This window comes from Kitasatospora sp. NPDC059817 (assembly GCF_042731835.1).
Classification (GTDB): Bacteria; Actinomycetota; Actinomycetes; order Streptomycetales; family Streptomycetaceae; genus Kitasatospora.
This window is the reverse complement of record NZ_JBHWIR010000003.1, coordinates 41,190-54,929: the sequence shown is the minus strand read 5'-3', so window position 1 is coordinate 54,929 and position 13,740 is coordinate 41,190. Positions and strand designations below refer to the sequence as shown.

At 75.1% G+C, this 13,740-nt stretch carries 5 protein-coding genes; 2 read left to right on the top strand and 3 right to left on the bottom strand.

What is annotated here, in order from left to right; translation table 11 throughout:
* Window positions 1–10 precede the first annotated feature (10 nt).
* The 3 genes from ACFV61_RS01285 to ACFV61_RS01275 form a co-directional block, all read right to left on the bottom strand.
* Window positions 11–9,679 carry an amino acid adenylation domain-containing protein gene (locus ACFV61_RS01285; protein ID WP_380489380.1) on the bottom strand — a complete coding sequence of 3,223 codons (9,669 nt, stop codon included), beginning with the start codon at window positions 9,677–9,679 and terminating at the stop codon, window positions 11–13.
* 124 nt (window positions 9,680–9,803) lie between these two features.
* Window positions 9,804–11,177, bottom strand: coding sequence for a serine hydrolase (locus ACFV61_RS01280; protein WP_063348713.1), 1,374 nt, complete (start codon window positions 11,175–11,177; stop codon window positions 9,804–9,806).
* 10 nt (window positions 11,178–11,187) lie between these two features.
* The gene (locus tag ACFV61_RS01275) at window positions 11,188–12,195 is read right to left on the bottom strand and encodes a cyclopropane-fatty-acyl-phospholipid synthase family protein (protein ID WP_063348712.1); all 1,008 of its coding nucleotides are present in this window, start codon (window positions 12,193–12,195) and stop codon (window positions 11,188–11,190) included.
* 254 nt (window positions 12,196–12,449) lie between these two features.
* Between ACFV61_RS01275 and ACFV61_RS01270 the strand changes: the two genes are divergently transcribed.
* The gene (locus ACFV61_RS01270) at window positions 12,450–12,647 is read left to right on the top strand and encodes an MbtH family protein (RefSeq protein WP_380489378.1); all 198 of its coding nucleotides are present in this window, start codon (window positions 12,450–12,452) and stop codon (window positions 12,645–12,647) included.
* Between the two features lie 43 nt (window positions 12,648–12,690).
* Window positions 12,691–13,653: a TauD/TfdA family dioxygenase gene (locus tag ACFV61_RS01265; protein ID WP_244293424.1), complete on the top strand. Its 963-nt coding sequence runs from the start codon at window positions 12,691–12,693 to the stop codon at window positions 13,651–13,653.
* Window positions 13,654–13,740: the final 87 nt, after the last annotated feature.

The window sequence follows — 13,740 nt, the reverse complement described above, 5'->3', positions numbered from 1 at the left end:
CTCATGCTCCTCATGCCTCGCTGCTCGTGCCGGTGTCCGCCAGTCCCTCGGCGGCCAGGATGTCCGCCAGGACCTTGTCCTCGATGAGCGCCGCCAGCTCGGAGACGGTCCGGGCGGTCATGACCTCCCGCGGCGACAGGGAGATCCCGAACGCCCTGCGGACGCTTGCCATCACGCCCAGGCTCCGGATGGAGTCCCCGCCCAGGCCGATGAAGTCGTCGTGCGGGCCGACCTGCGCCACCCCCAGGACGTCCGACCAGATGCCCGCCAGGGCCTGCTCGGTGGGCGTCAGCAGCTCCTGCGGCTCCGGTGCTGCGGGCTCGGCGGGCTCGGTGGACCGTTCCGCGGGTCGGCCGAGCGCCGCCCGGTCGACCTTGCCGTTGGGGGTGAGGGGCAGCGCCGGGACGAAGGCGAAGCCCGCCGGGACCATGTGCTCGGGCAACAGCCCGGCCAGGAAGCGGCGCAGCTCGGCCGCGTCCGGCGCGTCCGGGCCGCCGGTGGTCACCACGTGCCCGCCGAGCACCCCGTCGGCGACCGTGGCAGCGGCCGCGGCGACGCCCGGGTGGCGGGTCAACGCACTCTCCACCTCACCGAGTTCGATCCGGAAGCCACGCACCTTCACCTGGTCGTCGACCCTGCCCAGGTACTCGATCACGCCGTCAGCGCGGCGCCGGGCCAGGTCGCCGGTGCGGTAGAGCCGTCCGCCGGGCGCACCGAACGGGGCGGCGACGAACCGCTCGGCGGTCAGCGCCGGACGGCCCCGGTAACCGCGGGCCAGGCCGTCGCCGCCGAGGTACAGCTCGCCGGTGACGCCGTCGGGCACCGGGCGCAGCGTGCCGTCGAGCAGGTGGACCCGGGTGTTGCGGATCGGCCGGCCGATCGGGACGGCGCCCGGGGCGAGCGGCTGCCCGGGCTCGGCCCGGTACACGATGCAGCCCACGGTCGCCTCGGTCGGCCCGTACTCGTTGATCACCGCGCTGCCGGGGTGCCGGGCCCGCCAGCCGGCGAGGGTCTCGCCGGGCAACTGCTCGCCGCCGACCACCAGGTCGGCCGAGCCGGCCGCCACGTCGGGCAGGCGCTCCAGCAGCGGGAGGTGGCTGGGCGTCGCCTTGACGAAGCCCACCGCGGTGCCGGCGGCGGCCAGTTCGGCGAGCGCGTCCGGCTCCAGCGGGGACACCACGACCGTGCCGCCCAGGGTGAGCGGGGTCCACAGCGCGGTGACGGTGAGGTCGAAGGCGATCGAGGAGTGCAGCAGCGCCGAGGTGCGCAGGCCCGGGTACGCGTCGGCGGCGTGGGCCAGGTAGTGCGCCAGCGAGGCGTGCTCGACGACCACGCCCTTGGGGGTGCCGGTCGAACCGGAGGTGTAGAGCACGTACGCGGTGTCCGCCGGGGCGGGTCGGACGACCCCGGTGTGGTCGTACGGGCCGGCCAGGCCCGCCAGGTCCACCAGGTCGACCGGGCAGCCGGCCGGCGCCTCGCCGTCCAAGGCCGCTGCGCCCTCGGCGTCCGCCAGCAGCCGCACCGGACCGCACTCGGCGAGCAGGGCGCCGAGCCGCCGGGCCGGGTGCTGGAGGTCCAGCGGCACGTACCCGGCGCCGGCCTTCCACACCGCGAGCAGGGTCACCACCAGCAGCGCGGAGGGCCGCATGGCGACGGCCACCACGTCCTCGGTGCCGACCCCGGCGGCGCGCAGACGGGCGGCCAGCGCGTCGGAGCGCGCGGCCAGGTCGGCGTAGTCGAGGCGGCCGTCGGGGCCGGTCAGCGCGAGCGCCGCGGGAGTGCGCCGGGCCTGGGCGGCGATCCGCTCCGGCACGGTGGTGCGGTCCACGGCGACCGCGGTGTCGTCGTGGCCGGTCAGGTGCCGCCGCAGCTCGTCCTCGGTCAGCCAGGGCAGGTCCACCAGCCGGGTCGGCGCGTCCCGCTCCGGCTCGGCCATGCCGCCCAGCAGCAGACCGAGCCGGTCGGCGAAGGTCCGCACCGTCCGCTCGTCGAACAGGGCGGGGTCGTAGGCGAACGAGAAGGTCAGCCGCTCGGTCGGGTAGACGCCCACCGTCACCGGATAGTTGGTGGTCTCGGCGTCGGCGCTCACGTCGCGCAGGGCGAGGCCGCCGACGGTGAGCGCGGCGTCGTCCACCGGGTAGTTCTCGAAGACCAGCACGCTGTCGAAGAGCCTGGCCGGGGCGGCGATCCCGCTGCGGGCCTGGATCGCGGTGAGCGGCAGGTGCTCGTGCACGCGGGCCCGCACCTGCTCCTGCTGGAGCTCGCGCAGCCAGGGCCCGAGCTCGGCCTGCGGGTCCGCGAGGGCGCGGACCGGCAGGGTGCCGATGAACAGCCCGACCATGTCCGGCGCGCCGTCGAGGTCGTTGGGGCGGCCGGAGACGGTCGCGCCGAAGCAGACGTCGCCCTGCCCGGACAGCCGGGACAGCAGCAGCGCCCAGGCGCCCTGGACCACCGTGTTCACGGTGACCTGCCGGTCCCGCGCGGCCCGGTAGACCCGGGCGGACAGCTCGGCCGGCAGTTCCACCCGCAGCCGCGCGGAGGACTTGACCCGGTGCTCGCCGGTCGGCCTGCGGTCGAAGGGCAGCGGGGTGGCGGTGGTCAGGCTCGCCAGCCGCTCGGTGAAGTACCGCTGCGCCTCGTCGGTGTCCCGAGCGAGCTGCCAGGCCACGTAGTCGCGGAACGGCGGCCGCTCGACGGCGGCGGACGGCCGGCCGGCGCGCAGCGCCGCGTACTCGGCGAACAGGTCGGAGAGCACCTGGTAGAGGCTCCAGCCGTCCAGCAGCGCGTGGTGGAAGGTCCACAGCAGGTGGAGCGAGCCGCTGTCCAGCCGGGCCGCGGTGAGCCGGGTGAGCGGGCCGCCGGCCAGGTCCACGCCGAGCGCGCGGTCAGCGGCGAAGAGCCGCTCCAACGCCTCGGCCCGCCCGGCCTCGTCCAGTCCGCTCCAGTCCAGCACGGTCAGCGGGGTGGGGACGGTCCGCAGCACCCGCTGGACGAACCCGCCGGCCCCGGCGTCGGCGACCGTGGTGCGCAGCACCGGGGTTCGGTCGACGGTGCTGCGCCAGGCGCGTTCCAGCAGGTCGACGCGGTCCACGCCGTCCAGCACGAAGGCGAACTGGGCGAAGTAGGCGTCCTGACCACCGGTCTCGGCGGCGGCCTCCAACGAGTGGAAGAGCATGCCGGCCTGCATCGCGGTGAGCGGATAGAGGTCCGCCACCGCTCGGCCGTCACCGGCCAGCCGGTCCACCGCGGCCTGGTCCAGCCGCAGCAGCGGGAAGTCCGAGGGGGTCCGGCCGCCGGCTCCGGGTTCGCCCGCGTGCGCGGCCAGCGCGCGCAGCGCATCGGCGGTGGCCTCGGCGAGGCGCCGTACGGTGGCCTCCTCGTGCACCTGGTCGGAGTACTGCCAGAGCAGTTCCAGGGCGCCGCCGTCGCCGAGGACGGCGATGACGTCGAGCAGGTGGGGACGGACCGACTCCGGGGACTGCCGCAGCCACATCCGCGGCCGGGTGCCCGCCTCGAACGGGCCGCCCTCGGGCAGTTCCTCGAAGCGGCCGAGGTAGTTGAAGCTCACCTCGGGCGCGCGGTCGCGCTCGGTGCGGTGGGCGGCCGCGTCGCGCAGCGCGCCGTGGCCGAGGCCGCCGCCGGGGACGTCCCGCAGCCGCTGCTTCACGGACTTGAGGACGGCCGGCCAGCCGGCGGCCGGGTCGGGCAGGTCGAGGGCGACGGGGTACACGGCGGTGAACCAGCCGACGGTGCGGGACAGGTCGGTGCCGTCCCGCTCGGCCCGGCCGTGGCCCTCCAGGTCCACCAGCACCTTCGGCAGGCCGGTCCAGGCGGCCAGCGCGGTGCCGAGCGCGCTCAGCAGGACGTCGTCCGGGCCGCCCCGGTAGCGGGCCGGGAGCTCCCGGAGCACCGCGTCCGTCTCGGCGGCGGTCAGCCGGACGGTCAGCGTGCGGGTCGAAGCCGCGGTGTTGGCACCTGCCCGGTCGCGCGGCAGCCGGGGCGTCGCCCGGTCCGGCACGCCGTCCCAGTAGGCCCGCTCGGGCTCGAACTCGCCGGCGGCGGTGCGGGCTTCGAAGTCGAGCGCCCAGGCCCGGAACGAGGTGGTCTTGGCGCCGAGCCGCACCTCCCGGCCGACCGCGGCCTGCCGGTAGGCGTCGGCGAGGTCCTCCAGCAGGATGCGCCAGGAGACGCCGTCGACCACCAGGTGGTGGGCCGCCAGCACCAGCACGTCCGGCCGCTCGGTGCCGCCGCGCAGCAGGGTGGCGCCGAACAGCGGGCCCTCGGCGAGGTCGAACTCCTCGGCCCGCTCGGCCACGTCGTCGATCCGGCGGTCCTGCTCGTCGACCGGCAGGCCGGCCAGGTCGACGACGTGCAGCAGGGGGCCGACCTGGCCGGGCGCGTGGTGGCCGACGGTCCCGGTGAAGCGCAGCCGCAGCGCGTCGTGCTGCGCGAACAGGGCGCGCAGCGCCCGCTCCAGGGCCGACTGGTCGACTCCGGGGGCCAGTTCGACCCGGACGGTCTGGTCGAAGTGCCCGGGCCGGGCCGGGTCGGTGCCGTGGAACCAGCGCTGGATCGGGGTGAGCGGCAGCTCGCCCTCGACCGGGCCCTGTTCGGCGGCGGGCGCCTCGTCCCGGGCCCAGACCGCCACGGCGGCCAGCGCGGCGACGCTCTGATGCCGCATCACGTCGCCGGAGCGCAGGGAGAGCCCCTCGGCGCGGGCCCGGGCGGCGACCCGCATGGTGAGGATGGAGTCCCCGCCCAGCTCGAAGAAGTTGTCCTCGACACCGACCCGTTCCACGCCGAGCAGCCGGGCCCAGGTCTGCGCGAGCAGCCGCTCCTTCTCGTCGCGCGGCGCCAGGTAGGCCCGCCCGGCGTCGGCCTCGGGCAGCGGCAGGGCAGCCCGGTCGAGCTTCCCCGCGGCGTTCAGCGGCAGCGCCGGCAGCGTGACGAAGGCGGACGGCACCATGTACGAGGGCAGGTGCTCCGCCAGTGCGGCGCGCACCCCGGCGGTGTCCGCGCCCTGCTCGGCGTCCCGGGGCACCAGGTAGCCGACCAGGCGCTTGGAGCCCGCGCTGTCCGGCAGTGCCAGGACGGCGGCGTCGGCCAGCTCCGGCAGCCGCAGCAGGGCGGCGACGATCTCGCCGGGCTCGATCCGGAAGCCGCGCACCTTGACCTGGTCGTCGGCCCGGCCGAGGAACTCCAGCACGCCCTCGGGCAGCATCCGGGCCAGGTCGCCGGTGCGGTAGAGCCGCTCGGCCGGGTCGAAGACCGCGGGGCCGAACCGCTCGGCGGTCAGCTCGGGCCGGCCGAGGTAGCCGATCGCCAGGCCGTCGCCGGCCAGGTACAGCTCGCCGGGCACGCCGTCCGCCACCGGCCGTCCGTCCTGGTCCAGCAGGTGGACCCGGGTGTTGGCCAGCGGGCGGCCGATCGGCACCGAGGCCCGCTCCAGGTCCCGCTCGGTGATCCGGTGGGTGGTGGCGAACACCATGGACTCCACCGGTCCGTAGCCGTTGACCAGGCGCAGCCCGGGGTGGCGGCGCAGCACCCGGCCGACGTGCTCGACCGAGACCGCCTCGCCGCCGGTCAGCACCTGGCGGAGCGTCCCGAAGATGCCCGGGTACTCCTCGACCATCACGTTGAACAGGCTGGAGGACAGCCACAGGGTGGTGACGCCGTGCCGCTCGACGAGCTCGGCGATCGCCTCCGGCTCGGGCGTGGGGGCCGGCTGGAGGACGCAGCGGGCGCCGTGCAGCAGCGCGCCGAACAGCTCCAGGGAGAACGCGTCCCAGGAGATCGGCGCCGTCTGCAGGACCACCTCGTCCGGCCCGAACCGGGCGTAGTCGGTGCCGACGAAGGTGCGCACGGTGGCGCGGTGGGCCGCCAGCACGCCCTTGGGCCGACCGGTGGAGCCGGAGGTGAACATCACCGTCGCCGGGTCCTCGGCGCTGCCCGGGACGGCCGGGTCAAAGCCGTCCTCGGCGTCGGTGGCCGGGTCGGTGAGCGACAGCAGGACCGGGTCGCCCGCGGCGGGCCAGGCCGCCCGGACGGTCGCCTCGGCGTCGGCCCCGACGAGCGCGACCGGCGCGGCCAGGTCCTCGATCATCAGCCGCAGCCGCTCGACCGGCAGGCCGGTGTCGAGCAGCGCGTAGGCGCCGCCGGCCTTGAGCACCGCCAGCAGCCCGACGACCATCCCGGGCGAGCGCCGGGCGCAGACCGGGACGAGCGTGCCGCGCCCGACCCCGGCGGCTGCCAGTCGGCGGGCCAGCCGGTTGGCCTGGGTGTTGAGCTCGCCGTAGCGGACGACGGTCTCCTCGTGTACCAGGGCGACGGCCTCCGGGCGGAGCCGGGCGACGCGCTCGAACAGCTCGTGGACCCGGGCCTCGCGCGGGTAGGTGACCTCGGTGTCGTGCCAGTCGGCCCGGGCCCGCCGGGCCCCGGCGTCCTCCGCGCCGACCAGGGCGAGCTCCCCGGCGGGCGCGCCGGCGTCGGCGACGGCCGACCGGAGCAGGCCGAGCAGGTGGTCCGCCAGCCGGGCGACCGTGGCAGCGGTGAACAGGTCGGTGCTGTACTCGATGCCCGCGCCGAGCGTGTCGCCGTGGTTCCAGAACTCGAAGAGCAGGTCGAACCGCGAGGAGGAGCGCGGGAGTTCGGCCTCGGCCAGGTCGAGCCCGGCGGCCGCCGCCCCGGGGCGCAGCAGCGGCTCCTGGTAGGTGACGGCGGTCTGCACCAGCGGCATCCGGCCCGGTTCGCGGACCGGACGCAGCGCCTCGACCAGCCGGTCGAACGGCACCTCGCCGTGCTCGACCGCAACCAGGGTGGACTCCCGTACGGCGTCGACGAGTTCGCCGAACGGCCGGACGGGGTCGAGCGCGGTGCGCAGCGGCACCAGGTTGGCGAAGAAGCCCTGGGTGTCGTCGTCCACGCCGTCGCGGCGACCGGCGGTGGCGATGCCGAGGGCGAAGTCGCGCTGGCCGCTGTGCCGGGCCAGCAGGACGTGCACGGCGGCGGTCAGCGTCATGAAGACGGTGGCCCGACGGGCCCGGGACATGGCGCGCAGCCCGGCGGCCAGCTCGGCCGGGACGCGGAACCGGTGCAGGGCGCCGGCGCCGGTGCGGGCCGCCGAGCGCGGCCGGTCAGCGGGCAGGTCGAGCGGCGGCAGGTCGGCGAGCCGCTCGCGCCAGTACGCGATGTCGGCGTCCCAGGCGCCGGCCCGGGCCCGGTCGCGCTGGTCGGCGGCGTGGCGGGCGAACTGGTCGGGCGCCGGCGCCACCGGGCCGAGCGGCCCGCGCACGGCCCGGCCGTAGAGCTCGAAGAGCTCCCGGAGCAGGGCGCGGGTGGACCAGCCGTCGGTGACGATGTGGTGCTGGTCCAGCACCAGCACGTGCCGCTGCCCGGGCAGATGGATCAGCAGGGTGCGCAGCAGCGGCCCGGCCACCAGGTCGAACGGACGGGCCGTCGCCTCGGCGAGCAGTCGCTCGTGCTCGTCCGCCGCCTTCCCGGCCGACAGCGCGGTGAGGTCGACCACGTCGAGCGCGGGCTCGCCGGGCTCGTGCACCACCTGCACGCCGCCGTGCTCGCCGGCCCGGAAGGTGGTGCGGAGCACCTCGTGCCGGGCGAGCACCGCGCCCAAGGCGGCGCGTAGCGCCTCGTCGTCCAGTTCGCCGGTCAGCTCGATGCCGACCGCGGCGCCGTACCCGGCCAGGGCCGGGGCGGCATCGTGGAGGAACCAGAGGCTCTCCTGGGCGAAGGACATCGGCACGGTGCCGCCGTGGCCACCCGGCGCGCCGTCGCGCGCGACGGCCCGGACCGGGGCGGGGGTGTGCCCGGCCGGTCCGACCAGGGCGGCGACCGCGCCCGCGGTCGGCGCGGCGAACAGCTCGCGCAGACTCGGCGCGGTGCCGAACTCCGCCTTCAGCCGGGCCAGGACGCGGGCGCCCAGCAGCGAGTCGCCGCCGAGGTCGAAGAAGTCGTCGGTGGTCCCGACACCGGTGGTGCCGAGGGCCTCCTCCCAGATCCGGACCACGGCCTCCTCGACCGGGCCGTCCGCCGGCACGTGGGCGACCCCGCGGCCGGTCCGGTCCGGCGCGGGCAGCTTGGCGCGGTCTACCTTTCCGGAGGGGTTGAGCGGGAAGTGCCCGACCGGGACCACCGCGGAGGGCAGCAGGTGCTCGGGCAGGGTGCGGCGCAGGTGTGCGGCGAGCTCGGCCCGGGTGGGCGCGGCCAGGCCCGCCTCCGCGCGAACGTGGACGACCAGTCGGCGGTGGCCGCGCTCGTCCTCGGGTGCTCCGGCGGCGGCCTCGGCGACGGCCGGGTGGGTCAGCACGGCGGCCTCGACCTCGCCCAGCTCGACCCGGAAGCCCCGGATCTTGACCTGGTCGTCGGTCCGGCCGCGGTAGCGCAGCACGCGGTCCGCGGTCCACTCGGCGAGGTCGCCGGTGCGGTAGAGGCGGCCGCCGGCCGGTCCGTACGGGTCGGCGACGAAGCGCTCGGCGGTCAGACCGGGGCGGCCCAGGTAGCCGAGCGCCAGCCCGTCCCCGGCCACGTACAGCTCGCCGACGGCGCCGGGGGCGACCGGCCGCAGCCGCTCGTCGAGAACGTGCACCCGAGTGCCGGTCACCGGGCGTCCGATGTCGGGGGCGGTGCCGTCCCCGGGGATCGGGTCGCTCATGGTGGCGCAGACGGTGGACTCGGTCGGCCCGTACCCGTTGACCATCAGCCGGCCGGGCGCCCAGCGGGCCGCGACCGCGGCGGAGCAGGCCTCGCCGGCCGTGACGACGGTGACGCCGGCCGGGACCGCCCCGTCCGGCAGGGTGGCGAGCACCGCCGGCGGCAGGGTGACGTGGGTGATCCGCAGTTCGGCCAGCAGGTCACCGAAGGCCGGACCGGGTACCAGCCGCGCGGCGTCGGCCAGGACCAGCGTGCCGCCGGTGAGCAGCGCCATGGAGAGTTCGAACACCGAGGCGTCGAAACTGGGGCTGGCGAACTGCAGCACCCGGGAACCGGGGCCGGCCGCCAGCTGGGCGACGTGCTGGGCGGTGAGGGCGGCGAGGCCGTGGTGGGGCACGGCCACGCCCTTGGGGCGCCCGGTGGACCCGGAGGTGTAGATGACGTACGCGGCGTCCAGTGGGTGTCCCGGCCCGACCTTCCCGGCCGCGGCCGGGTCGGTGTCCGGGCAGCCCGCCAGCGCCTCGGCGACGGCCGGGTCGGCGAGGTCCAGCACGGCCGGCGGGCCGTCGGCGGCCCGGACCGAACCGGCGCCGTTGGTGAGCAGCAGCCGCGGCGAGGCGTCGGCGAGGACGTAGGCGACCCGCTCGGCCGGGTAGGCCGGATCGACCGGCAGGTAGGCGGCACCGGCCTTGGTGGTGGCGATGGCCGCCAGCACGAGATCCGCGCCGCGGGCCATGCCGAGCGCCACGATGCTGCCGGGGCCGACGCCCCGGTCGATCAGCAGGTGTGCCAGCCGGTTGGTCCGGCTGTCCAGCTCGGCGTACGAGAGGGTGCCGGCCCCGGACACCAGGGCGGGCGCCCTCGGGGCCCGCTCGACCTGCCGGCGCAGCAGCTCGGGCAGGGTGCCGGCGGCGGGCGCCGGCGGTCCCGCGTGCCACCCTGCCGCCTCCGCCGACGCCGGGTCGGTGCCAGTGATGAGCCGTGCGTCCGGGGAAGCCGCCTCGTGCGACATGGTTGTGTCTCCTGCCCTTCGGTCTGCCCTGCCCGTTCAGCCGACCGTCCGGTCCGACGACGGCTTCGGACTCCCGCGGGTCGCGGGAGTCCGGAACACGCTGGTTACTGCCGTGTACCGCCGCTCACCACCGGGCCGCCAGGCGCCCGCCGACCTGCATGCGGTCGATCCGCCCGGTGTCCGGGTCCCGGTGGAAGCGGCCGGTGTAGCCGGTCCGCTCAGTCGTCAGCTCGACGACCGAGAACGCCAGGTCCGACCGGACGGCGAGCCGGGCGAACGGTCGGCCTCCCTGGTCGAGCCGCAGGCCGTCCGGGTCACGGACCAGGCGGTACTCAGTGGCGCCGTTGCGGTAGGTCCCCGCGCAGTCGGCGAGGAGGTGCTCGGGGGCCGGCGGCGCGTCGCCGCGCAGCCGGGTGAACGGGTGACTGCCGACCTCGATCCCGGCCTCGCCCAGTTCGGCCAGCAGGTCGTCCCAGAGCGCGAGTCCGGTGCCCGCGTTGGTGGTCAGCGCGACGACCGTGCCCTCCTGCGGGTCGACCCGCAGGTGGCAGGAGGTGCCGTCGCCGGTGCCGTCGTGACCGACCCAGGTCCGGCCGTCCGGGGCCAGGTGGTGCGCGAGGCCGAGGCCCCAGGCGTCGGCCAGGCCGAACGCGTCGGTGTTCGGCTCGATCCGGCGCATCGCCTCGGTGACCCGGGGCGGCGGCAGCAGCGGCCCGCGCGGGCGCACCGGTTCGTCCGCGAGCAGGGTGCCGAACCGCAGCAGGTCCGCGGCGGCGAGCGCGAGCGCGCCGGCCGGCGCCTCCACCGGCGGCAGCAGCTGGGCCACCGGGCGGGCGGTACCGTACGCCGGCTGCGCGGCGTGCCCGGGGACGTGCCCGGCGGCGGCGCCCGAACCGGTGACGAAGGCCGCTCGGATGCCGAGCGGACGCAGCAGGACCGAGGTGACGGCCTCCTCCCACGGCATGCCGAGGGCCAGTTCGGCGACTCGGCCGGCCGCCACCAGCCCGACGTTGGAGTAGGAGAAGGCCGTGCCCGGCGGGCAGACCACGGTCGCCGCGGCCTCCCTGAGGTACTGGTCGCGGTCGGCCGGCGGTTGCTCGGCGGGGTGACTCCCGGGCAGTCCGCCGGTGTGGGTGAGCAGGTGCCGCAGCGTCAGTTCGCTTCCGAGCGCCCCGGGCAGCGCCGCGAACTCGCGGAACTGCTCGCCGAGCGGGGCGTCCGGGTCCACCTCGCCCTCACCCGCCAGGGTCGTCAGCAGCGCGGCGGTGAACGGCTTGGTGAGCGAGCCGACCGGGAACCGGGACTCCGCGACGACCGGCCGGCCGCTGTCGTGGCGCTCCTCCCCGGCCACCACCACCGAGGTCACGCCCCGGTGCAGGATGGCGAGTTGGGCTCCGGGGACGGTGTGCCGGCGGATCAGTCGATGCAGCAGCCGGCCGAGCCCGCCGGCGCTGGCCGGGTCGACGCTCCTGGTGGGGGTTGCCGAGGTGGTCGTCATGGTGTCGGGGTCACTCCAACTCGAAGACGACGGAGGCGGCGGGCGACTCGATCCGCTGCTCGCCGGCCAGCTTCCAGCCGGTCTCCTCGAAGACCCCGTACCACTCGTCCAGGGTGGGCACGTACACCCCCATCAGGTCGTGGGCGGACTCGAAGCCGAGGTTGAACAGCGGGATCCCGCGGTCCGGGTAGCCGACCGTGCGGGTGGTGTCGCCCAGCAGGAAGCGGCGCACGTTGGGGAACCGCTCGCGCAGGGTGCGCATCGACTTGACGGCGTTCTCGCGGGGCCAGAAGTCGTGGCCCATCATGAAGCAGGTGAGCAGCTCGACCTCCGCGAAGACGGGGTGCGGGGCCAGGTCGCGGGCGTCCGCCTGGAGAGCGGTGATGCGGTCGGACAGGCCGGCCCTGGCCACCTCACGGGTGGTCATCTCGACGGCCGGGAGGCCGATGTCGAGGCCGAGCCCGCGGGTGCCGGGGTAGCGGTTGGCGAGCTGGATGAGCCGCTCGCCGCTGCCGCAGCCGAGGTCGGCGGCGACCTTGAAGTCGAACGGCAGCCGATCCATCGCGGCCCAGAACGCCGGGTCGAACGAGAACGAGGACAGCTCGCGGCAGGCGTAGCCGATGGCCGCGCCGTCGCGGTGGTGGAAGGAGCCGACCCGGTTCTCTTTTCGGAGCACCGAGGGCATTTCGGTATAAAGACCGGAGCAGCCCCGGCTGAGCCAGTGGAAGTACGACCGGTAGGTGTTCACCTCGTCGAAGATCGGGCCGGGGCTGACGGTGCCGCCATCGCGGGTGACGACCCCGACCGAGGCGAGCGCCTGGAACATCCCGCGGGACGCGACCGGGTCCAGCCCGAGCTTTTCCGCCAGTTCCTCCGCATCCAGAGAGGCGGCGCCGTCCAGTTCGTCGAGCGCGCCCACCTCCCAGGCTGCGGCAATTGCCCAGGATGCCACCGCCGAGTTGTAGATGTCGGCCGATGTCAGTTTTGCCCCGGGTATCGCCACTTCAGTGATCGACATGGATGCCTCCTGTTCGGTTTCCGGCAGGTGCCATCAGTTTCGACCGGAACCAACAGCAGGCTCCAGCTCCTTAAGCAGGGCACGATAACCGCAGGTCAGCGCGATATACCGGCCCGCCACAGGCATTCGGCGAAGCGAAGCCGAAGGGTCCGTTTTCTGATTTAAGGCCTGGCTTAACGAGCTTGTCAGCACGCCGAACCGATTCCCAGCATGAGCGGTGCCAGTGCCAGCCCCACCAGTTCAGGGAGAGACGAATGGGCAACCCGTTCGAGAACGCCGAAGGCACCTTCCGGGTTTTGGTCAACCAGGCGAACCAGCACAGCCTCTGGCCGGATTTCCTCGACGTTCCAGACGGTTGGTCGTCGACGTACGGACCCGACTCCAGGGAGGAATGTCTGAATTACGTCGAGAGCAACTGGAACGACCTCCGCCCACGCTCCATCGCGTCCTGACCGGAAATCCCCAGGGCGCACCGACGCGAAAGAAAGGAAAGCGGTGTCCACGCTGCGGTTGCACGATGAAGAGCGCGACGAGATCGCGGTTCTCGCCGATGAATTCCTGGAGTCGCTGAACGGCGACCAGGACCCCTCGCGGATGTCCGCGGCCGCCACCGGCGCCGCCCAGCGGCTGCCCGAGCGGCTGCGGACCTTCCTCGCCGCGACGCGGACCGGCGGGGAGGCCATCACCGTGGTCTCCAACCTGCCGGTCCGGGCCGATCTGGAGCCCACCCCGCTCGGCTGGGAGCCGGCCGCCAAGCTCGGCGCGGGCTGGCACGAGGAGGGCGTGCTGGCCCTGGTCGGCGCCGGACTCGCCGAGCCGTTCGGCTGGACCAGCCAGCAGGCCGGCCGGCTGGTCCACGACGTCTGCCCCACCCCCGAGGACGACAACTCGCTGACCAGCGCCAGCAGCACCAGGGAGCTCAACTTCCACACCGAGGACGTCTTCCACCCCTGCCGCAGCGACTACGTGGCCCTGCTGTGCCTGCGCAACCCCACCCAGGTGGGCACCACCTACGTCCGCGCCGAGGCGCTCGACCTGCCTCAGGACGTCCGCGAGGTGCTGTTCCAGGAGCGCTTCCTGTTCCTCCCGGACGACTCCCACAACCTCGGCTCGCTGCCCGACAGCGCCGGCGACGGCTCGCAGCTCGGCGCCGTGCTGTTCGGCCCCCCGAACACCCCCTACCTGCGCTTCGACATCGACTTCATGCGCCCGCTGCCCGGCGACGACGCGGCCGCCGAAGCCGTGGAGACCGTCCAGGCCGTCCTCGGCGAGCACGTGGAGCGGATCTCGCTCGCCCCCGGCGACCTGGTCTTCGTCGACAACTTCCGGGTGGTGCACGGCCGGGAGTCCTTCCGCTGCCGCTTCGACGGCACCGACCGCTGGCTCAAGCGGGTCAATCTCACCCGCGACGCCCGGCGAATCAGCGCCGTCACCGGAAAGCGGACCGTACTGATCTGAGGCCGGAGCCGGCGGCCCGCGACAACCGCTTCCGAACACCCCTTCCCCGCCCGCCCCGGCCCGCCGAAGAAAGGCCCCGGCCCGGGG